The organism is Streptomyces avidinii (assembly GCF_045161815.1).
GTDB classification, from domain to species: domain Bacteria; phylum Actinomycetota; class Actinomycetes; order Streptomycetales; family Streptomycetaceae; genus Streptomyces; species Streptomyces avidinii.
The window spans coordinates 4,004,140-4,024,675 of sequence record NZ_CP108863.1; the positions used below are offsets into that span (position 1 = coordinate 4,004,140).

Here is a 20,536-nt window from a genome sequence, read left to right on the forward strand (position 1 = left end):
CCAGCGTCCCACTCCCGCCGGTCAGACGCCCGCGTAGGAGTGCTTGCCGCTGAGCAGGATGTTCACGCCGTAGTAGTTCCAGATCCAGCAGGCGAAGGCGAAGAGCGCGAGGTACGCGGCCTTGCGGCCCTTCCAGCCGGCGGTGGCACGGGCGTGCAGGTAGCAGGCGTACGCCACCCAGGTCACGAAGGACCAGACCTCCTTGGGGTCCCAGCCCCAGTAGCGGCCCCAGGCGTCGCCCGCCCAGATCGCGCCCGCGATGATCGTGAAGGTCCACAGCGGGAAGACGGCCGCGTTGATGCGGTACGAGAACTTGTCGAGGGAGGCCGCCGAGGGCAGCCGCTCCAGCACCGAGGTGCGGAACTTCCCGGGTGTGCGGCCGGCCTCCAGCTGGCTCTCGTAGGAGTCGCGGAAGAGGTAGAGGACCGCGCCCGCGGCACCGATGTAGAAGACGGCGCCGCAGAAGATCGCGGTGGAGACGTGGATCCACAGCCAGTACGAGTGCAGGGCCGGGACCAGCTGGTCGCTGTCGGTGTAGAGCCAGGTGACGGCGATGCCCAGGTCGAGCAGGACGGTGGTGACCAGGATCAGGCCGAGCCAGCGGACGTTCTTCTTCAGGGCGAGCAGGACCAGGTACGCGCCGACGGCCACCGTGGAGAAGGTGATCGAGAACTCGTACATGTTGCCCCAGGGGGCGCGCTGCACCGACAGCGCGCGGGCCACGACCCCGCCCGCCTCGACGAGGAAGGCGAGCGCGGTCAGCGAGACCGCGATCCGCCCGTACAGGTCTCCCTGCACGGTGCCGCCGGCGGCGCCGGGGCCGTCCGGTACGTCGCGGGCGCCCGTGGCTGAGCGGGTGGTGACCTTGGGCTGGTCGAGGACGGCGGTGGCGCCGGCCTTGCCGCGGACCTGCACGGCGGGGGCGGCGGCCCGGGCCGCACCGGTCTCCTTGGCGCCGGTCAGTGCGGCGGCCGTACGGGCCACCTTGCTGCGGCTGCCGAAGGTCCACTCGGCGATGTGCGCGAAGAAGGCGAGCATGTAGACCGCCATCGACGAATAGATCAGGTAGTTGCTGATCTCAGCCAGATTCTCGTTGGCTGCGGCTGCGAGCGGCGTCATCCGCGCTCTCCTTCAGAGGTTTCTTCAACACGTGTTTCGGCCAATGCGGCAGGCGCACTCGGCGCCTGCTGGTGCAGCGTGGCGGCGAGCTCCGCCAGCTCCTGCGGGAGCCGGGTCGACTCGCTGCGGCCCAGGCCCGCCATCTCGACGACGGTCACGCCGTCCTTGCCGGTCACCGCGCGGACCCAGATCCGGCGGCGCTGGATGAACAGCGATCCGGCCAGGCCCGCGATGGCGGCGATCGCGCCCGCGAGGGCGAGGCCGCTGCCGGGCTGCTGGGTGACGGAGAAGGTGGCCCAGCGCTCGATGCCCTCGAACTTCACGGTGCCCGCGCCGTTCGGCAGGGTCATCGTCTGGCCGAGCTCCAGCTTCTGCTTGAACTGCTGGCCCGACTCGTCCTTGAACGGCTCCATCTTGGAGGTGTTGAGGACGTACACGTTCTGCGGCAGACCCGCGTCCACGCCGAGGCTGCCGTGGAAGGCGTTGAGCATGAGCCGCGGCATGAGCAGCGCCGGGAACTGCGAGAACATCGTTCCCTTGCCCTCGCCCGCGAAGGTCGGCACGAAGACGGCGTTGAAGCCGAGCTGCTCCTTCTTGCCGTCCTTGTCCTTGTAGCCGTCGGCGACCTTGACGGCTCCGGTGGAGGTGAGGTTGGCGTCCTGCGGGAGCACCGGCACGGCGTCCTTGAAGATCACCTTGCCGGTGGGGTCGGTCACCGAGACGATCGGCGCGTAGCCGTGCCCGAGCAGGTAGACCTTGGAGCCGTCGACCTCAAGGGGCTTGTTGACCTGGATCTCACGCTTCTGCGGAGTCCCGTGGGCGCCGTCCGAGAAGGTGACGTACGCCTTGAAGTCGCGCGGGGTGCCCCGCTGCGGGCCGGTCATCTCGTACGTCGCGTCGAACCGGTCCAGCGTGAAGCTGAACGGCGGCAGGTCGTCCGGGTGGAAGAGACCGCCGGACTTGAAGTCGTCGTACTGGGTGAGCGTGTTCGAGAAGCCGCTGCCGCGCAGGACCAGCTTGCCGCCCTCGGACTTGAAGTACTGGCCCCAGGCGAAGGCCACCAGCATCACGATCAGCGCAACGTGGAAGATCAGGTTCCCGGCCTCGCGGAGGTAGCCCTTCTCCGCCGCGACGTGGCCCTTGCCCGGCTCGGTGCGGAAGCGGCTGGCGCGCAGCACGGTCCGCGCGTACGAGAGGACCTCGTCCGGGGTCTTCTCGGTGCGCCAGGTGGTGTGGGCGGGGAGCCGGTCGAGGCGCCGGGGCGCACCCGGCGGACGGCCGCGGAGCTGGCCGACGAACTGCCAGGAGCGCGGCACGATGCAGCCGATGAGGGAGATGAACAGCAGCAGGTAGATCGCGGAGAACCACACCGAGCTGTAGACGTCGAAGAGCTGGAGCTTCTCGGCGACGGACACCCAGGACGGGTTGTCCCGCTTCCAGCCGGCGACCTTCAGCGCGTCGACGTTGTTCTGCGGGACGAGGGAGCCGGGGATGGCGCCCAGGGACAGCAGGAAGAGCAGGATCAGCGCCACCCGCATGGAGGTGAGCTGCCGCCAGAACCAGCGGGCCCAGCCGATCACTCCGATGCCGACGGCCGGGCCGCCGGGGCTGTCCTCCAGCGGGGCGGTGGAGAGCTGGGCGCCGGCGGCGGCGTCGGTGGAGTCCGCCGCGGCGGACGCGCGCGACGCCGCGCCGGACGCCTCGCCGGACTCCGCGTCGGAGGTCCCGCCGGAGGTCTCGTCGGACGTCTCGGGGCTCGCTTTGTCTGTCGTACTCATGTGCCTTTAGTCCTCAGATCCCCACCGTGAAGCCTTGGGTCCAGCTCTGCATGTCGCTGACGATGCTGTCCCACATTCCTGTGACGAGCAGCAGACCGGTCAGGATCAGCATGCCGCCACCGATGCGCATCACCCATGCATAGTGCTTCTTCACCCAGCCGAACGCACCGAGCGCCTTGCGGAAGGCGATCGCGGCGAGGATGAAGGGCACGCCGAGGCCCAGGCAGTAGACGACGGTCAGCAGCGCACCCCGGCCGGCGCTCGCCTGGTCGATGGAAAGGGTGTTGACGGCGGCGAGCGTCGGGCCCATGCAGGGGGTCCAGCCGACACCGAAGAGCACACCGAGCACGGGCGCGCCGAGCAGGCCCGCCGTCGGCTTCTTGTGGAAGCGGAACTCCCGCATCGTCAGACCCGGGATCGCCCCCATGAAGAAGAGGCCGAGCACGATCACCAGGCCGCCCAGGACCCGGGAGATGATCTCCTTGTTCTCCTGGAGCTCGGCGCCGAAGTAGCCGAAGAGCGCGCCGGTGGAGACGAAGACGGCGGTGAAGCCCGCGATGAACAGGCTCGCTCCCGCCAGCATCCGCCCGCGGCGGGCCTCGGCGAGGTCGGCGCCGCTGACGCCGGTCACGTAGGAGAGGTAGCCGGGGACCAGCGGCAGCACGCAGGGCGAGAAGAAGGAGACGAGGCCCGCGAGCAGCGAGATCGGCAGCGCCAGCAGCAGCGCCCCGTTCAGGACCGTCTCGTTCACACCGGTGGCCTCTGCGGCGAGGACGTACTCGACCACGAGGTCACTGCTCCGCGAGGAGCGGGTCGATCATCGATCGCAACTGTTCCTCGGTGACCGCGACCAGGGTGCGGGCGGCGATCCTGCCCTCCTTGTCGAGGACGACCGTGGAGGGGATGGCCGACGGGTTGAGCGTGCCCTTGGGGAAGCGGAGCATCAGCTTGCCGTCGGGGTCGTAGAGGCTCGGGTAGGTGATCCCGAAGCTCTCCTCGAAGGCGGTCGCGTTCTGCTTGCTGTTGTCGCGGGTGTTGATGCCCACGAAGGCGACGTCCTTGCCGGCGTCGGCGAGCTCCTTGGAGACCTTCGCGAACGCCGGGGCCTCGGCCCGGCACGGCGGGCACCAGGAGCCCCACACGTTGAGGACCACGACCTTGCCCTTGAGGGTGGTGGTGTCGAGGTTCTGCCCGTCGACCGTCTCGCCGTCGAGCTTGGGGGCCTCGGTGCGCTCGCCCTTCGAGACGGTGGAGATGCCGGACGCGCCCTTGACGTAGTTGCCGCCGGACCCGCTGGCGGCATTGCCGCCGTCCGAACCCGAGCATGCCGACAGCGTCAGGGCGCCCGCGAGGGTCACCACGGTCAGCAGGGTGGCACGGCCGCCGGTCGAGCGGCGGCGGCGGGGGGCGCGGCGAGGGCTCATGTGAAAAGTTTCGCATGAGCAATTCGCGGATCTTCCGCGCCCCCCGGGGGGATGTCAATGCCCTGGTCAGCCGATGTTCCCCGGAACCCGTCAGGCAGCCGTCAGGTACGCGCTCCAGCCGCCGGCCGGTGACCGGCCCGGGCCGAGGCCCTGGAGCCTGGCCAGCACCTTGGGGTCCTGGACCTCCAGCCAGTCGGCGAACTGCCGGAAGGATACGAGGCGTACATCCCTTTTGTCCGCCATGCCCTTGAGGGCCTCCTCGACGGCATCCATGTAGATGCCGCCGTTCCACTCCTCGAAGTGGTTGCCGATGAAGAGGGGCGCGCGGTTGGTCTCGTAGGCCCGCCGGAAGCCGCCGAGGTAGGTGGCCGTGGCCTGGGTGCGCCAGCCCGGGTAGTTGGCGGGCAGCCCCCGCGTGCTGTTCTTCGACTGGTTGGCGAGGATGTTGTAGTCCATCGACAGGACCTCGAAGGAGTGCCCGGGGAAGGGCAGCGACTGCAGCGGCAGGTCCCAGATGCCGGACCGGCGCACCGGCCAGACCTGGAGGCCGCCGGGCGAGCTGGAGTCGTAGCGCCAGCCCAGCCGCTGGGCCGTCGGCAGCAGGTTGTCCCGGCCGAGCAGGCAGGGGGTGCGGGCCCCCTTCAGCTCCTTGCCGTAGTCGAAGGGCAGGGGTTCGAGGTCGGTGAACCCGGTGTTCGTGCGCCAGTTGGTGACGAACGACACGGCCTGGTCGATCTCGGTCTGCCAGTCCTCCGGGGTCCACCGGCCCACCGAGCCGGAACCGGCGCAGAAGTGGCCGTTGAAGTGGGTCCCTATCTCGTGCCCGTCGAGCCAGGCCTCCCGGATGCACTTCAGGGTGGAGCGGATGTTCTCGTCCTTGAGGTATCCGATGTCCGAGGCCCCGGCGGGGTTGTTCGGCGGCAGGTAGAGGTGCCGCTTCGACTCGGGCAGCAGGTAGATGCCGGAGAGGAAGAAGGTCATGGCCGCGCCGTGGTCCTTGGCGAGCTTGAGGAAGCGCGGGAAGAGACCGTTGCCGATCTCGCCCGCGCCGTCCCAGCTGAAGACGACGAACTGCGGTGGGGTCTCGCCCGGCTGGAGCGGCACGGGCGCGTCCGGCTGGTGCGGCTGTGGGCCGGTGTCGGCGGTGGAGCCGTCGCCGATGGGCCGGGACAGCGGCTCCTGACCGGGCTTCGGGCCGTTCGGGTGCTCGGCGGAGCCGGGAGCGCCGGGACCCGGTTCGCCCGATGAGCCGCAGCCCGCGACACCCATCGCGGCGGCCGCACCGAGTCCCAGTCCCAGCAGCCCCCTCCGACTGACTCCCCTGATGTCGCGCATGTCACCGTCCCCACTGTCGACCACCCATACCGACCCAATGTCCATATAAACGAACAATCGGATCGGACATGCGAGCTGACACGGTGATTCCCGCGCGTCTTGTTATTTAGTTGGGGAGAACCGTAACGGCCTGTAACAGTCCCTCGATCATGCGGGGATGCGGGCGAGGGGCGGCCCGGATCGGGCCCGGGGCCGGGCTCGGATCGGGCCCGGGGCCGGCCCGGGCTAGGCCCCGAACGCCTTGGACTTGCCCTTCACCGGCTTGGCTCCGGCCAGCAGATGGGCCGGGACCAGGTCCCGGGCCGGCTCGCTGTAGCCCACCGACACGAGCTTGTCGCCCTGGAAGGTGAAGGACGTCATCGAGGCGAGCGTGCACTGCCGGCGCCGCGGGTCGTGCCACAGCCGGCGCTTCTCGGCGAAGCTGCGCACGATCCAGATCGGCAGCTGGTGGCTGACCGCCACCGCCTCACGGCCGCGGGCCGCGTCGCGCGCCGCCTCCAGCGCGCTCATCATCCGGACCACCTGCTCGACGTACGGCTCGCCCCAGGACGGCTTGAACGGGTTCGTCAGGTGCTTCCAGTTGCCGGGCTTGCGCAGCGCGCCGTCGCCGACACCGAAGGTCTTGCCCTCGAAGACGTTCTCCGCCTCCAGCAGCCGCGCGTCGGTCGCCAGGTCCAGGCCGTGCACCTTGGCGATCGGCTCCGCCGTCTCCTGCGCCCGCTCCAGCGGGGAGGACACCACGTAGGCGATGTCCCGGCCCTTGAGGTGCTCGGCGACGCGGTCCGCCATCTGCCGGCCCAGCTCGGAGAGGTGGTAGCCGTCACGACGCCCGTAGAGCACACCGTCGGGGTTGTGCACCTCGCCGTGGCGCACCAGGTGCACGACGGTGAGGTCGGGGGTGGCGGGCGTGGGGGGCGTGGTGCTGCTGCTCATGCGGTGGCCTCCGCGGCGGCTCGGGCGGCGGCCGGCAGTGCCGCCGCGATGCGCTCGATCGCCTTCTCGTCGTGGGCGGTGGACACGAACCAGGACTCGAAGGCGGACGGCGGCAGGTAGACGCCCTGCGCCAGCATCGAGTGGAAGAACCCGTTGAAGCGGAAGCTCTCCTGCTTCTTCGCGTCGTCGTAATTGCGCACCTCGTCCTCGGTGAAGAAGACGGAGAACATGTTGGACGCGGTCTGCAGCCGGTGCGCCACGCCCTCCTTGGCGAGGGCGCCGGTGACCAGGCCCTGGATCTCCTTCGAGACCGCGTCGACCTTCTCGTACGCGGCCCCGTCGAGCAGGCGCAGCTGCGCGAGACCGGCGGCGGTGGCGATGGGGTTACCGGAGAGCGTGCCGGCCTGGTAGACGGGACCGGCCGGGGCCAGGTGGCCCATGACGTCGGCGCGGCCGCCGAAGGCCGCGGCGGGGAAGCCGCCGCCCATGACCTTGCCGAAGGTCATCAGGTCGGGCCGCACCCCGTCGACGCCGTACCAGCCGGCGCGGGAGGTCCGGAAGCCCGTCATGACCTCGTCGGAGATGTAGAGCGCGCCGTTCTCGCGGCAGAGGTCCGCGAGGCCCTGATTGAAGCCCTCGGCCGGGGTGACCACGCCCATGTTGCCGGGCGCGGCCTCGGTGATCACGCACGCGATCTCACCGGGGTGGGCGGCGAAGGCCGCACGTACCGCTTCGAGGTCGTTGTAGGGGAGGACGATCGTGTCGCCGGCCTGCGCACCCGTCACGCCGGGGGTGTCCGGCAGGGCGAAGGTCGCCAGACCGGAACCGGCGGCGGCCAGCAGCGCGTCCACGTGACCGTGGTAGCAGCCGGCGAACTTCACGACCTTGGCGCGACCGGTGAAGCCGCGCGCCAGCCGGATCGCCGACATGGTCGCCTCGGTGCCGGAGGAGACCAGGCGGACCTGCTCCACCGGCGCGATGCGCGCGACGATCTCCTCGGCCAGCGCGACCTCGCCCTCGCCGGGCGTGCCGAAGGACGTACCACGGGTGACGGCCGCATGTACGGCCTCCATCACCTCGGGGTGCGAATGGCCGAGGATCATCGGTCCCCACGAGCACACGAGGTCGACGTACTCACGACCGTCGGCATCGGTGAGGTACGGACCGGTCCCGGACACCATGAACCGGGGCGTACCGCCCACGGCGCGGAAGGCGCGGACGGGAGAGTTCACGCCGCCGGGGGTCACGAGGGAGGCGCGCTCGAAGAGCGTCTGCGAAACTGGGGCTTCATACGGGTACGGGTAGCTCACACCAGCCATGGTCTCAGAGGCCGCGACAGACTTGCGGACGGGCGTTTCACCGCGCCGCCGCGGGGGAGGTCACTGCCATGATGATCAGGCTGCGTGGCGGGGGCCGCGGGGCCGGGGCAAGCAAGACCAGTCGGGTGGAGATATGCAACGCGGTGGTGGACCGGGCGAGGGAACGGACGGCCTCGATCCGCAGCGCGCCCGCGAGGCCCGCCGCCGGGGCAAGCACCGCCGCCGCGGAACGGAGGCGGCCGACGCCGTCCCCGTGCCCACGACCTCGTCGGACGACCTTCCCAAGGGCCGCGGCATGGGAGTGACGTACAAGTACTTCGGCGCCCCCGACGGCGCCACGGCGGCCCGGGTCCCGGTCACGATGCGGCCGGAGGAGCTCGGCGGCGACGAGCTCGGCATGGGCGGCCTCTTCACCAAGATCAAGCCGGAGACGGTGGCCGCGATGGTCCTGACCGGCATCGAAGGCATACCCCTCCACAAGGTGCCCCCGCTGGAGCTGGTCGTCCTCCACCCCGACTACGCGGTGGTCAAGCTCCCGATGACGGTGGTCGACCCGCTGCGCGGGATCGGCGAGGAGTCGGTGGGCGCGGCGGCCTTCATCTGGTCCACGGTCCCGGACCGCGGCGGCCCGAGCGACGCCTTCAACGTCTACCAGCTGCTCCACGAGTGGCAGGACTTCTCGCACCGCCTGCACGAAGCCGGCCACCAGCCGTACTGCCTCGTCTGGCCCTGACCGGCCTTCCGGTCTCCGCGGGCGCCCCTTACGGGGCCTGACCGGCCCGACCCGGAACCCGCCCGTCGGGCGGCCAGGGCCATCGCGAGGGCAGCGGCGACCGCCTCGGTGCACTCACTCCAGGCCGGTGGCTTCGAGGTGGGCGAGGAAGGCCGCGATCAGCCGGGGACGCGTCACTTCGGGGACCGGGGCATCCGGCAGGTCCTCTTCCAGCCCCCATGCGGTGTTGAAGGTCATCACCACGCCCTCCGGGACGATGTGCTCCCGGAGCCAGCCGGCGAAGTCGGCAGCCGCCTGGGCGGTTGCATCGAGGATCGAGATGCCTTCCGGCCGGACGCGTGCGTAGCCTTCGAGCTCTTCGCTGTCGAGGGTGATGCCGTAGTGCATGGCCGAGCCGCGGATCTGCCCGCCTTCCTGGATCCGGATGAACTCGTCCGGATCACGCTCCAGGAGCCTGGCCTTCAAGCTGTCGTAGGTCAGCCCCCAGGTCTGCCCCTCTATGGGGGTAAAGACGTACATGGTGCGCAGTTCGGCGAGCTGGGACGCGTCCACGGGTGTACTCCTTGGCGGTGCAGGGTGGGTCAGGGGACATAGCGGGCATAGCCCTTGACGCCATATGCCGCCATCATCACTCGCCAGTAGGCGACGGAGTCGGGATTGTTGGTGACCGTTTCCACACCCCGCATTTCAGTGTTGCGGGGGTCGTTCAGTGCGGCGGCATACTTCTGCAGCTCGTTCCGGTCGGGGTCGAAGAGGAACTCCTTCTTTCCCGTCTGGTGGTTCGCACGGAGCTCTTCGAGCGATCGGTAGCACTTCTTGCCGGGGTTGTTGACGTACTTGGCCTCGACGGCCATGCCGTCGCTGTCGCGGAAGCCGTCCACCATCAGCGTGGTGCCCTTGCCCGTGCCGGGGGCGATGGGGACTTCGTACTCGGGATAGCCGGCAACGCGCAGTTGGTACGCAACCTCGGCGGGCCTGCCGCCTGAGACGTCGCCCGCGCGCAGCGAGTTCAGCCAGGTCTGGAAGTTCTGCTGCTGCGACGCCGTCAGGGGAGGGAATCGCGGGCTGGGTGGCGTCGGTGGCGCTATCGGCTGGACCCGCGGCCCGTTCGCGGGGCGGTACGCCACCGGGACCAGCAGGGGTACACGGGTGAAGGGCGCCAGGAAGGGCGGCAGCGAAGGCAGGAAGCCGCCTCCGTCGGGCTGCGGCATGGGGACGCGGGCCTGGGAGCTGTCCATGGCGGGCGGGATCCTGCCCAGGCTCGCTATGCGCATGTCGCCCGAGACCAGCTCGTGCAGCCCGCCGTCGTGACCGTCGCCTCCAAAGAGGGGGCGGTCCCAGGGGAGCAAGGGGTCGCCCAAGATGCGGTTCTACTCTTCGGGGATGCGCTTCGAGGCCGTTTCGACGTGGTCCGCGTACGCCTCACACGCGTTGGCGATCATGCGGCAGGCGGTGGGGAGGTTGGCCTTCCTGGCGTACCTGGAGTGGACGGTCGGCGGTGGCTCCGGCGTCAAGTTCGCCACGGCCGCGTACGAGGCACTCGGCTCGGGCGCAGCGCCCGTGGTGCGGGCACTGCTGGCGGACCGACTGGCGTGGCAGCACGCAACCTCGGGCAACGCCAGGGAGGCGGACTACGCCCTGGGGGTCGCCGAACAGGCCATGCACGAGCCCTGGGACGAGCCGGGGCCCGACTGGGCGTACTGGGTGGACTCCGACGAGATCGCGATCATGACGGGCCGATGCTGGGCGGAACTGCACCGGCCGCTGAGGGCGATCCCCGCCTTGGAAGACGCCCTGAACAGGTACGACGACACCCGGGCCCGGGACAAGGCGCTGTACCTGTCATGGCTGGCGGCGGCATATCTGGACGCGGGAGAGGTCGAGCAGGCGACCACGATCACGAGCCGGGTATTCGACCTCTCCGAGGGGCTCGCGTCGGTCAGACCGATGGGGCGAGTGCGCATGATGGTCGAGCGGCTCGAGCCCCACCGGTCACTCGCCCCGGTCGGAGCGCTGCTGGAACGTGCGAGGGGCTAGCGGGTGGCTCGGGTGATCCAGTCCAGGTACTCGGCACGGCCTGCGTCGATCGTGAACGCGATGACCTCCGGCGAGTCGTAAGGGTGGTTGTCGGCCAGGTGCTTCTCCAGGGCCTCGCGCCGGTCACCGGCCGTTCGGAATGCCACCTGGTATTCCGTTCCCTCGGACACCTCGCCGAGGTGCCGGTACGTCGTCTCGATGGGTCCGGTCACCTGCCCGGAGGCAGCCAGACCGGCCTCCACGGCCGAACGCGACAGCTTCCGCGCGGCGTCCCGATGGTCCACGGTCGTGATCACGATCAAGAAGTCAGCCATAGGGGCAACGTACCCGCCCCAGTCCTGTAGCGGGCAGGAGTGACGCGGACCGCCGAAACCGAGCGATCCGGCCCCTCCGGTGGAGGCTGGAGGCGGGCGGGGGGCGGCGCGAAGCCCTGCTGCGGGGCGGCCATGCCGGTGACCTGCTGGTGCGCCTGCCGCGCGGCGCCCCGGCCACCGGGGAGGTTGGGGGCAGGTCATGCACTGCGGCGGGGGTGGAGTCGTGAACGGGAACTCGGGTCTTCACCGTCGGCAGGTACTGCTCGCCTCGGTGCGTTCGCTGGTGACGGCGGCACTCCTCGTGACCGCCTACTACCTGCTGCCCATGGATTCGGCCTTCACGGCCACCACCGTCCTCGCGCTCACCGGTGGCATCGCGGCCGTGGTGGTGCTCCTGTCCTGGCAGATCCGGAGGATCACCCTGTCGCCGTGGCCCGGGCTGAAGGCCATGGAGGCCATGGCGATCACCGTGCCGCTGTTCATCCTGCTCTACGCCACGGCCTGCTTCCTGCTGGAGAACAGCACGCCGGGCAGCTTCAGCGAACCCCTGTCGCGCACCGACGGGCTGTACTTCGCGATGACCGTGTTCAGCACGGTCGGGTTCGGCGACATCACCGCGCGCAGCGAGACCGCCCGGCTGCTGACCACGGGGCAGATCACGCTGAATCTGCTGCTGCTCGGCGTGGCGGCCCGGCTCCTGGCCAACGCGGTCCAGCGGGGACGGGAACGCCGTGATCAGTCTGCCGGTCCCGGGGGTGCGAGCGGCAGCACGCCGCCCGCCCCGTGACTCCGGCGGCGGGTGGGAGTCCTCACGCACCGACCGGGCCCGAAGTGAGAGACCAATTCAGGCCATGTTTGGCGCTTCATCAACCGGTGTCGTGCGTACCGGGGTTAACCGTTCCAGGCACTGTCGAAACGAAAGCGGGCGGTTGCGATGGGAACGCCCGATCGATCCTCAGGAGTGCTGATTTCCGGACGCCAGGGCAAAGGCCCTCTTTGCCCTGGCGTACAACCTGACCCACTATGGCCGTGCCGCTCGGGTCACCGGAGGTCGCTCAGCACACCGCTCACGTTGAGCACCTCGTGACACTCCTGCGCCTGACGGCCGGTGGCCGGGGTACCTGGCTTTGCACAGGTCACCTGAACGGTCACAGTCTGGCTCTCGGTGATGCTGATGGGGGTGACCCAGTGGTAGTCCTGGTTGCGGAACGTCTCCAGCGCGATCGTCGTGATCTTGCGGTCACCGAAGTCGATGGTCACCACTCCTTCGTCGCCCTGGAAGTTCGCGACAACGATGTCCGTGATCCCGAAGGCCTTGCCCGCGGGCACCGTGTAGGTACCGGTCTTGGTCTGCCCACCGCCCGTCTGCAGGTCGATGGTGGCCGAGCTCTGCGCTCCTCCGGTCCCGGTACCGCCACCTCCGCCACCTCCGCCACCACCGCCGGTACCGCCGCCCGGGCCGGCTCCGCCCGCACCGGGCTGGGTGCCCTTGCCGCCGCCCGGCTGCTTGCCGTCGCCGGTCACCGGGGTCTGCCCGTTCAGGTCCGCACTGGGCGCCGGCTTCTTGACCGCCTCGTCGGCGGCCTCCTTGGCCGTACTGCGCACGGCCGGACGCACCAGCAGGAACCAGGCGAGCAGCAGCGCGAGCAGCGCGGCCAGTACCGCGAGCAGCCACGTCGGGAAGATCGGGATCTGGACGAACTCCACATCCAGCGGCGCCCGGACGGGGTCCTGCTCCGGCCGCTCCCTCGCGTCCCTGGCGTCCTTGCCGTCCTTGCCCTCACCGCCGTCACCGCCGTCACCGCCGTCACCGCCACCGTCGCCGGCTCCGGCTTCGAGTTCGGCCACGGCTACGGTGAACGGCCAGGTCACCGGGGTCCCGAACCACACCGGCCGGCCGGTGCGGACCCGCAGTCCCACCTCCGCCGACTCCCCCGGTTCCAGCTTCAGCTCCGTGGGAGTGAAGGCGAACTTCAGCTCCTCGCCGGGCTGCGCGGGCGTGAAGCCCAGCCGCACGGGGCAGTTGCCCTCGTTGCGCACCGCCAGTCGATAGCGTCCGCGCAGCCAGCCGCGGCGCCGCCTGGGAGCGCTCTCAGCCCGCAACTCCCGGAATTCCTCGACGTGCACGGTGGTTTCGGGGACCCGGACCGCCTCGGGCTGCTCGGTGGGCAGCACGCGTACGGCGAGCGGCACGTCCCCCGCCCGTACCTGCGATGAACGGGGCGGTGCCAGACGGATCGTCACCGTTTCCGAGGTGCCCGGGTAGAGCGAGACCCGCTCGGGTTCCACCGTGGTCCAGGCAGCGCAGTCGCCGACGACTTCCAAGCGGTACGCCTCGACGATGTCGCTGTCGTTGCGGACGGTCAGGGTGGTGGATGCGGTGCCGCCCGGCGTCACCGATACCGGCGGGATGTCGAGTCCGGGCGCGCCAGGGCTTGAAGAGGCTGCTGGGGATGTCACACCACGACGCTATGGCGCAGCCCACGCCTCCTCCACGTACACGAGGGCAACGCCCCGGGCAACCCGCATGCCCCCAAGGACTCTCCTCAATTACGAGTGCCCAACCTCCTGTTGATCATTCCTCTCCATCCGTAACCCCACATACGCATCATGGAACAGGTACGACACATGACCCAGTCCCAGAACAACGGATCCGTCACCTCGGCCGGCGCCGGCGAACGGGTCACCGTGGCCGTCTACGCACCGGACCCGATCCTGCACGTCGGGGTCGTCCACCAGTTGCGCCAGCGCCCCGAGATCGAACTCGTCGACGTCGCCGACGGCGCGCAGGTGTCGCTCGTCGCCGTGGACAGCGTGGACGACGAGACGGCCGCCCTGCTGTACCGGCTCCGGCACGACTCCAGCACGCGCACCGGTCTCGTGGTCGGCACCTTCGAATCCGGGGACGCCTTGCAGCGGGCCATCGAATGCGGGGTCACCGCGGTGCTGCGACGCAGCGAGGCCGACCAGGACCGGCTGCTGCGCCTGGTCCTGGCGATAGCCAACGGCGAGGGGGTGCTGCCCGGCGACCTGCTCGCGAAGCTCCTCGATCACGTGGGCAGCCTGCAACGCTCCCCCCTCGACCCGCACGCCGTGTCCCTGTCCACCCTGACCGCGCGCGAGGCAGACATGCTGCGCCTGGTCTCGGAGGGCCTGGACACCGCGGAGATCGCGCGCAAGACCTCGTACTCCGAACGGACCGTCAAGAACGTGCTGAGCGAGATCATCACGCGGCTGCACCTGCGCAACCGCACGCACGCGGTCGGCTACGCCCTGCGCAACGGGCTGATCTGACCGTGCGAAGGAAGCGGAGGAAGCCGGCGGAGGAAGCCGGCGGCGGGAGCCGGCGCCCCGACCACGCGGCCCGCCGGCCCCGCCGGCCCCGGCGGCCCCGGCGGCCCGCACCCCCACTGCCCGAAAGCGCACCGGTCGCTTCCCCCGGGTGCGGCCCCGCGGCCCTGCCGGCCGCACCTGCCGGGCCGCACCGTGGCGGGGTCATACGTGAATGCTGTACCGGACTGTGAGGTGGACCGTGATGGGCACGGGTGGCTCCGGCAGTCGTCGACGCCGCTGGGGGAGGGCCGGCGCACCGCTGCTGCTGCTGGTCCCCCTGCTCGCGGTGACGGCGGCCACCGGCCCGGGCGACGCCGAGGCGCGCCCCCTGGCGGCCGACGCCGGTGACGGCCGGGTCGTGTACGCCGGTACGCGCCACCGCAGTCTGGGCCGGGTGGCGACCGGCACGTCCAGCACCCCCCTGTTCGGCGAGGGCCCGGTCCACATGGACACCCAGCCCGCCGCGCTGGGCGACCAGTTGGTCTTCGCCGGCCGCCGCGACGAGCGGACCCCGCAGGTCTACCTGCGCTCCGCGGACGGCTCGGTGCGCCGCCTGACCAGCGGCCTGGACGTGGCGAACCCACGGCTGACACCGGACGGCCGGTCGGTCGTCTTCGACTCCGCCCAGTCCTCCGGGTCCGGCGGCCCCCAGCGCGACCTGTACCTGGTGCGCACCGACGGCACCGGCCTCACCCGGCTGACCGACTCTCCCGCGAACGAGGAGCACCCCACGGTCTCGCCCGAGGGCGGACGCCTGGCGTACTCCTCCGACAGCGACCCGGCCGCCGGGCGGCAGGTCTACGTACGCCCCCTGCGCGGCGGCGCCGCCACCCGCGTCACCGACCCCGGCAACGGCACGTCGACCGAGCCGGTGTGGAACCCGGTGGACGACACGGCGAACCGGGACGTGATCGCCTACACCGCCACCGGCACGGCCGGGCCCCGCCTGCGCTGGACCGACGGGCGCGGCGGCGGTCCGCTGCTGGCGGGCGCCCAGGCGAACTGGCGTACCCACGGGGCAGCATGGCTGCCCGACGGGAACGGTGTGCTCTTCCTCAGCCCGGACCGCACCTGCGACTGCAAGGGCGACTGGAACCACGTCTTCCGGGTGCCCGCGCACTCGGCGGGAACCCCCGAGCTCGTACTCAGCGAGGACCGCGAGGTCGGCCCGCCCACGTGGCTCGGTCCGCTGCAGGGCGGCGGTGTCGTGGTCGAGCGGACCTCGGCGGCCGGGCCGCACGTGGTGACCCTGCAGGACGCCCGGATGGACGGCTCCGACCCCCGCGACCTCAATCTGACCATCCTCGACGAGGACCCGGCGGCCGACACCAACACCGACCCGGCCAAGGACCCGCTGTTCCGGCCCGGCCCCGACTTCGACCCGTGGACGGAGCGGCAGAACTACACGCCCGACGGGCGCCGGATCGTGGTGACCCGCTTCGAGGGCAAGCCCGGCAGCCGGATCCAGCGGATCTGGATGACGGACGCCGACGGGTCCAACGAGGCGGCCCTGCCGCTCGCGGGCCGCGGCCCCAGGGACTGGGACACCGACCCGGCGTTCTCCCCCGACGGCCGGTTCCTGGCCTTCACCCGGACCTCGCCCGGTGGCGGCGGCGGTGACACGGGCCTCGCCCGCATCCTGATCGCCGACGCGGCCACCGGGGCGATCCGCGGCGAGATCACCCCGCCCGCCGGCCAGGACCGGCTCGGCGATGCCCAGCCCACCTGGTCCTCCGACGGCACGACCCTGGCCTTCACCAGGAACCTCGTGATCAACGGCCGCGGCGGCAACAAGCACATCTGGACCGTGCCCGTGGACCACCTGGACCGGCAGCGCGACCTGAGCGCCACCCTCTGTCCCGGTGCCTGCGAAGTCATCGACGACAGCCCCGCGTTCTCACCGGACGGCGCCACCATCGCCTTCAACCGCAAGAACGGCGGCGGCCGCGTCGACGAGCGCAGCGGCATCCTGCTCGCCTCCGCGGCCGGCGGCGGTGTCTGCCGGGTCCTGCTGCCCGACGCCGCCCGCGACCTCCCGGGGGCCTGCGGCCGCGAACTGCCCGAACCCCCGGCCAAGGGGCCGTTCCAGCCCCGCGACGCCGCATGGACCGCCGACGGCAAGAGCCTGGTGCTCAGTGCCCGCGGCTCACGGGCCCCCAACAGCCCGGAGAAGCTGAAGCTGGTGGACGTGGCCACCGGCAGCCACACCCTCCTCGTCACGGGCCTGCCGGGCCGCCAGAAGGAGCCCGGCGTGCAGCAGTCCGTGGACCTCGCGGTACGGGCACCCGAGAAGGCCCCGCCGCTCACCGTCGGGGACTCCGCCACCGTCCGGGTGGACGTCGTCAACCAGGGCCCGGCGGCCTCGCCCGGTACCCGGCTGACCGTCGCGCCCCCGCTCGGCGTGAACGTCACCGCGCTCACCGCACCCGGCGCCACGTGCGACGCGGCGGCGCTTACCTGCACGCTGGGCGTGGTGCCCCCCGGCACCACCGTCCCGGTGACCGTCACCCTCACCGGCGTCACCCCCGGGGACCAGCCGGTGGACTGGTCGGTCACCGGCACCGTGATCGACCCCCGCCCCAGCGACAACTCCGGCCGGACCGTGGTGCCCGTGCGCGAGGCACCCGTACCCCCGAAGCCGACCCCCACGCCGCCGACGCCGACCCCGGTGCCGCCCACTCCGGCCCCACCGACGACCCCGCCCGCCCCGCAGCCGGAGCCGCCCGCGCCGCCGGCCGGCCCCGGGCTGAGCATCACGGCGCAGCCGAACCCCGGCTACGTGGGCGGCCGCGTCGTCGTCACGTACACCGTCCGCAACGGCCGCAACGCCCTGGCCACCGGCCTGCGGCTGCGCATCGGCCTCCCGCAGGGCGTACCGGCCGGCGGGCCGCCGCCGGGCTGCGACACGAAGTGGGAGTGCGTCCTGCCGGACCTGGCGCCGGGCGCCCGGACCGTCCTGCGGGTCGTCCTCAACCCGGACAAGGCGCTCACCGGCCTGGTGACGGGCAACCTGACCACGACCGGTACGGACGCCGACCCCCGTGACAACACCGCCCAGCAGCAACTGCGCATCCTCCAGCCGCGCATCGTGGCCGTGCCGCCGATCGGCAAGCCCGGCTTCGTCACCTCCGTACGCGGCGAGGACTTCCCGCCCGGCGTGCCGGTGCGGTTCACGTGGAAGCCGGGCATCACGGCAGCGGCGGCACCGACCCTCCCCCGGCGCGACGGCACGTTCATCGGCCAGCTGCTGATCCTGGCCAAGGACCAGACGGGCCCCCGGATCATCACCGCGAACGGCCCCGGCTTCTCGCCGGTGCAGACCGACTTCCTCGTGGTCAACGGCTCGGTGCAGCCGCCCGACGAGGTGACCCGCCGGTGATCCACGAAGTCGACGAGGGGCTGCGCCGGCTGCTGGCGGAGTCCGGCCTGGAGGCGTCGGGCGTCGAGGTGGTCTTCGACGCCCCGACGAGCGACTGGGCGGCGCGCCGCAGCGCGCCCACGGTCTGCGTGTTCCTGTACGACATCCGCGAGGACTCCACCCGGCGCGGCAGCGGCGCCGGCGAGGTGTACGACGCCGACGGGTTCGTCGTCGCGCGCCGCACCCCGCCGCGCTGGTTCGAGCTGACGTACCTGGTCACCGCGTGGGCGAACCGGCCGCAGGACGAGCACCGGCTGCTCTCCCAGGTGCTGTCCTGCCTCGTGACCACCGACACGCTGCCCCCGCGCATGCTCACCGGCACGCTCGCCGAACTCGGCCTGCTCGTCGACGTGGACGCGGGCGGCACCGGCATGGACGCACCGGCCGCCTCCGACGTGTGGTCGGCGCTCGGCGGCGAGCTCAAGCCCTCCCTCGGGCTGCGCGTGAAGGCACCGCTGGCGGGCATCAGCAGGGTCGCGGCCCCGCCGGTCACCGAAGGGCTCGTCGTGCACTCCGTACCGCAGGACGCACCCGACGGGGACGGAGGTGCGCGCCGGCTGCGCTACACCGAGCTGGGCGAGCCGGGGCCCGAGGGCTTCGGCGGATCCCGTGAACGGCCGGGCGTTCCCGCGCGCCGCCGACGGGGGGAACGGCAGCCGTGACGCACACCGCCGCGCCGCCGGCCGCGCCCGCGGCCTCGGCAGACACCGCCGCGCCGCCGGCCACGCCTACGGCCTCGGCCGACACCACCCCGTACCTGTGGACACGGCTCCGGCTCGTCGAGGAGCGGGTGCGCCGGGCGGTGGAGCTCCGGCGGGCCGTCGACCCCGACCCGGACGACCCCTACCGGGGCCAGTACCTCACGCCCGAGGCGGTCGCCCGCATCCTGGACGCACCGCACGGCCCCGTCCTGCCCGCGCCCGCACCGGCCGCCCCGCCGTCCGGCTCGCCGCTCGACGTCCTCGCCACGCGCTTCGCGCTGGAGCCGCTCGACCTGGACCTGCTCCTGGTGGCCGTGGCGCCGGACCTGGATGCCCGCTTCGAGCGGCTCTACGGCTACCTCAACGACGACCTGACGCGCCGTCGGCCCACCGTCGGCCTCGCCCTCGAACTGTGCGGCCGCACCGGGTCGGCAGCCGCGCGGTTCCGCCTCTCCCCCGCCGCACCGCTCGTGTCGGGCGGTCTGCTGGAGGTCACCGAGCCGGAACGGCCGCCCCTGTCACGGGTGCTGGCCGTCCCGGACCGGGTCACCGCCCACCTGCTCGGCGACGCCTCGCCCGACCCGCGGCTGGCCGAGATGCTCGGCCCCGCCCACGACGACCCGGCCGTCCACCCGGCCGAGCTGCGGCGGGCCGTCGCAGCGGCCGGCAGCGGCACCCGCCACGTCCACCTGCGGGCCCGCGGCGGCGATCCGGAAGGCCTGGCCGCCGCCGCGCTGCACGCGTGCGGGGCGGCTCCCCTGGCCCTGGACACGGCGGCACTGGCCGTGCACACCGGCGCCGTGCCCGAACTCGCCCGCGCCACCGCCCGCGAGGCCCGCCTGACGGGCGCCGGTGTGCTGCTGGGACCGCTGGAGGAACTGCCCGACAAGCCCGACGAACGGGCCCGCATCCTGCGCACGCTGTGCACCGCGCTGCGCGGCATCCCCCTGTTCACCTACGGAACGAGCGGCTGGGAACCCGCCTGGGCGGCCGACACCCCCGTCACCGTGACGGTGGCCGCTGCCACCCCCGACCGGCACGTCACCCGCTGGCGGCACGCGCTGGAGGGAGCCGCCGCAGGACGCGGCGCGGACGGGGACATCCACGCGCTCGCCCGGTCCGTGTCCGCGCACCGCCTGGACGCCGGGCAGCTGCGGCGCGCCGCCGACACCGCGGTGCGCAGCGCCGCGCTCGACGGCCGCCCGCTCTCCCCCGAGGGCCTGCGCACCGCCGTACGGGCCCAGAACGGCGCGGGGCTCGCCCGCCTCGCCCGCCGGGTGGAGCCCGCGGTCGGCTGGGACGACCTGGTGCTGCCCGCCCCCACCCACCGCCGGCTGCGGGAACTCGCCGTACGCGCCCGCCACCGCGACCAGGTGCTCGGGCAGTGGGGCATGCGGCCCGGCGGCGGGCGCGGACGCGGGGTGATCGCGCTGTTCGCCGGGTCCTCCGGCACCGGCAAGACCATGTCCGCCGAGGTGGTCGCGGCCGACCTGGGCATGGACCTGTACGTGGTGGACCTGTCCACGGTCGTCGACAAGTACGTCGGCGAGACCGAGAAGAACCTGGAGCGGATCTTCACCGAGGCCTCGGCCGTCAACGCGGTGCTGCTGTTCGACGAGGCCGACGCGATCTTCGGCAAACGCTCGGAGGTGAAGGACTCCCACGACAAGCACGCCAACATGGAGTCGGCCTACCTGCTCCAGCGGATGGAGTCCTTCGACGGCATCGCCGTCCTCACCACCAATCTGCGCGCCAACCTCGACGAGGCCTTCACCCGCCGCCTGGACGTGGTCGCGGACTTCCCGGTGCCCGACGCCGCCCAGCGCCTGGCCCTGTGGGAACGGTGCCTGGGCGAGCGGCTGCCCCGGGCCGGCGACCTCGACCTCGGCTTCTGCGCCGACCGGTTCGAACTGGCCGGAGGCTCGATCCGGGCGTGCGCCGTGACGGCCGCCTACTTCGCGGCCGCGTCGGGCGAACCTCTGACCATGAGCCAGGTGGTGACGGCGGTCGCCCAGGAGTACCGCAAGCTCGGCCGCCTCGTCCTGGAGGGCGAGTTCGGGCCGTACCTGAGCCAGGTCACCGGAGTCTGAGC

The 20,536-nt window shown here is 71.8% G+C and carries 18 protein-coding genes; 7 read left to right on the forward strand and 11 right to left on the reverse strand.

What is annotated here, in order from left to right; translation table 11 throughout:
* Positions 1 to 21: 21 nt before the first annotated feature.
* From ccsB to hemL, 7 genes are all read right to left on the reverse strand, one after another.
* Entirely contained in the window at positions 22 to 1,119 is a 1,098-nt protein-coding gene (ccsB, locus tag OG373_RS17650; protein ID WP_397734921.1) for a c-type cytochrome biogenesis protein CcsB, read from the reverse strand.
* Complete coding sequence (locus OG373_RS17655) at positions 1,116 to 2,897, reverse strand: cytochrome c biogenesis protein ResB (protein WP_405439174.1); 1,782 nt, start codon at positions 2,895 to 2,897, stop codon at positions 1,116 to 1,118. The genes ccsB and OG373_RS17655 overlap by 4 nt, the downstream gene beginning before the upstream one ends.
* 13 nt (positions 2,898 to 2,910) lie before the next feature.
* Complete coding sequence (locus tag OG373_RS17660; protein ID WP_397734925.1) at positions 2,911 to 3,684, reverse strand: cytochrome c biogenesis CcdA family protein; 774 nt, start codon at positions 3,682 to 3,684, stop codon at positions 2,911 to 2,913.
* A gap of 4 nt (positions 3,685 to 3,688) precedes the next feature.
* Positions 3,689 to 4,321: a TlpA family protein disulfide reductase gene (locus OG373_RS17665; RefSeq protein ID WP_397734927.1), complete on the reverse strand. Its 633-nt coding sequence runs from the start codon at positions 4,319 to 4,321 to the stop codon at positions 3,689 to 3,691.
* Between the two features lie 90 nt (positions 4,322 to 4,411).
* On the reverse strand, positions 4,412 to 5,647 hold the full coding sequence (locus OG373_RS17670; protein ID WP_405444097.1) for a hypothetical protein: 1,236 nt from the start codon (positions 5,645 to 5,647) through the stop codon (positions 4,412 to 4,414).
* Between the two features lie 234 nt (positions 5,648 to 5,881).
* Positions 5,882 to 6,589: a histidine phosphatase family protein gene (locus OG373_RS17675; RefSeq protein ID WP_189970838.1), complete on the reverse strand. Its 708-nt coding sequence runs from the start codon at positions 6,587 to 6,589 to the stop codon at positions 5,882 to 5,884.
* The gene (hemL, locus tag OG373_RS17680) at positions 6,586 to 7,908 is read right to left on the reverse strand and encodes a glutamate-1-semialdehyde 2,1-aminomutase (RefSeq protein WP_405439175.1); all 1,323 of its coding nucleotides are present in this window, start codon (positions 7,906 to 7,908) and stop codon (positions 6,586 to 6,588) included. Before hemL ends, OG373_RS17675 begins: the two co-directional genes overlap by 4 nt.
* A 133-nt stretch (positions 7,909 to 8,041) precedes the next feature.
* Here hemL and OG373_RS17685 point away from each other — a divergent pair, with 133 nt between their 5' ends.
* Positions 8,042 to 8,641, forward strand: a complete 600-nt coding sequence (locus OG373_RS17685) for a hypothetical protein (protein ID WP_405439176.1) — start codon at positions 8,042 to 8,044, stop codon at positions 8,639 to 8,641.
* A gap of 114 nt (positions 8,642 to 8,755) precedes the next feature.
* On the opposite strand, the gene OG373_RS17690 is transcribed toward OG373_RS17685, so the two are convergent.
* Both OG373_RS17690 and OG373_RS17695 read right to left on the reverse strand, forming a co-directional pair.
* The gene (locus OG373_RS17690; protein WP_405439177.1) at positions 8,756 to 9,193 is read right to left on the reverse strand and encodes a hypothetical protein; all 438 of its coding nucleotides are present in this window, start codon (positions 9,191 to 9,193) and stop codon (positions 8,756 to 8,758) included.
* Between the two features lie 29 nt (positions 9,194 to 9,222).
* The gene (locus tag OG373_RS17695) at positions 9,223 to 10,002 is read right to left on the reverse strand and encodes a restriction endonuclease fold toxin-2 domain-containing protein (protein WP_405439178.1); all 780 of its coding nucleotides are present in this window, start codon (positions 10,000 to 10,002) and stop codon (positions 9,223 to 9,225) included.
* 22 nt (positions 10,003 to 10,024) lie between these two features.
* Here OG373_RS17695 and OG373_RS17700 point away from each other — a divergent pair, with 22 nt between their 5' ends.
* Complete coding sequence (locus OG373_RS17700; protein ID WP_405439179.1) at positions 10,025 to 10,678, forward strand: hypothetical protein; 654 nt, start codon at positions 10,025 to 10,027, stop codon at positions 10,676 to 10,678.
* Here the strand turns inward: OG373_RS17700 and cutA are convergent.
* A complete protein-coding gene (gene cutA, locus OG373_RS17705) occupies positions 10,675 to 10,992 on the reverse strand; it encodes a divalent-cation tolerance protein CutA (RefSeq protein ID WP_405439180.1) in 318 nt (105 codons plus the stop codon). The two genes, OG373_RS17700 and cutA, sit on opposite strands and share 4 nt — an antisense overlap.
* A gap of 223 nt (positions 10,993 to 11,215) precedes the next feature.
* Between cutA and OG373_RS17710 the strand changes: the two genes are divergently transcribed.
* Complete coding sequence (locus tag OG373_RS17710; protein ID WP_405439181.1) at positions 11,216 to 11,779, forward strand: potassium channel family protein; 564 nt, start codon at positions 11,216 to 11,218, stop codon at positions 11,777 to 11,779.
* A 254-nt stretch (positions 11,780 to 12,033) separates the two neighbouring features.
* Here OG373_RS17710 and OG373_RS17715 read toward each other — a convergent pair whose 3' ends face one another.
* On the reverse strand, positions 12,034 to 13,452 hold the full coding sequence (locus OG373_RS17715; RefSeq protein WP_405439182.1) for a hydrolytic protein: 1,419 nt from the start codon (positions 13,450 to 13,452) through the stop codon (positions 12,034 to 12,036).
* Between the two features lie 168 nt (positions 13,453 to 13,620).
* Between OG373_RS17715 and OG373_RS17720 the strand changes: the two genes are divergently transcribed.
* The 4 genes from OG373_RS17720 (at position 13,621) to OG373_RS17735 (ending at position 20,534) form a co-directional block, all read left to right on the forward strand.
* Complete coding sequence (locus OG373_RS17720) at positions 13,621 to 14,286, forward strand: response regulator transcription factor (RefSeq protein WP_405439183.1); 666 nt, start codon at positions 13,621 to 13,623, stop codon at positions 14,284 to 14,286.
* 241 nt (positions 14,287 to 14,527) lie between these two features.
* Positions 14,528 to 17,704 carry a TolB family protein gene (locus OG373_RS17725; RefSeq protein WP_405439184.1) on the forward strand — a complete coding sequence of 1,059 codons (3,177 nt, stop codon included), beginning with the start codon at positions 14,528 to 14,530 and terminating at the stop codon, positions 17,702 to 17,704.
* Positions 17,701 to 18,405, forward strand: a complete 705-nt coding sequence (locus OG373_RS17730; RefSeq protein ID WP_405439185.1) for a DUF4255 domain-containing protein — start codon at positions 17,701 to 17,703, stop codon at positions 18,403 to 18,405. Before OG373_RS17725 ends, OG373_RS17730 begins: the two co-directional genes overlap by 4 nt.
* A complete protein-coding gene (locus OG373_RS17735) occupies positions 18,402 to 20,534 on the forward strand; it encodes an ATP-binding protein (RefSeq protein WP_405439186.1) in 2,133 nt (710 codons plus the stop codon). The genes OG373_RS17730 and OG373_RS17735 overlap by 4 nt, the downstream gene beginning before the upstream one ends.
* The last annotated feature ends 2 nt before the right edge of the window (positions 20,535 to 20,536 follow it).

Bases quoted from the DNA above. Each gene is read 5' to 3' on its own strand.
- ccsB (WP_397734921.1), bottom strand. From the start codon at position 1,119: ATGACGCCGCTCGCAGCCGCAGCCAACGAGAATCTGGCTGAGATCAGC.
- OG373_RS17655 (WP_405439174.1), bottom strand. From the start codon at position 2,897: ATGAGTACGACAGACAAAGCGAGCCCCGAGACGTCCGACGAGACCTCC.
- OG373_RS17665 (WP_397734927.1), bottom strand. From the start codon at position 4,321: ATGAGCCCTCGCCGCGCCCCCCGCCGCCGCCGCTCGACCGGCGGCCGT.
- OG373_RS17675 (WP_189970838.1), bottom strand. From the start codon at position 6,589: ATGAGCAGCAGCACCACGCCCCCCACGCCCGCCACCCCCGACCTCACC.
- hemL (WP_405439175.1), bottom strand. From the start codon at position 7,908: ATGGCTGGTGTGAGCTACCCGTACCCGTATGAAGCCCCAGTTTCGCAG.
- OG373_RS17685 (WP_405439176.1), top strand. From the start codon at position 8,042: ATGCAACGCGGTGGTGGACCGGGCGAGGGAACGGACGGCCTCGATCCG.
- OG373_RS17700 (WP_405439179.1), top strand. From the start codon at position 10,025: ATGCGCTTCGAGGCCGTTTCGACGTGGTCCGCGTACGCCTCACACGCG.
- cutA (WP_405439180.1), bottom strand. From the start codon at position 10,992: ATGGCTGACTTCTTGATCGTGATCACGACCGTGGACCATCGGGACGCC.
- OG373_RS17720 (WP_405439183.1), top strand. From the start codon at position 13,621: ATGACCCAGTCCCAGAACAACGGATCCGTCACCTCGGCCGGCGCCGGC.
- OG373_RS17725 (WP_405439184.1), top strand. From the start codon at position 14,528: ATGGGCACGGGTGGCTCCGGCAGTCGTCGACGCCGCTGGGGGAGGGCC.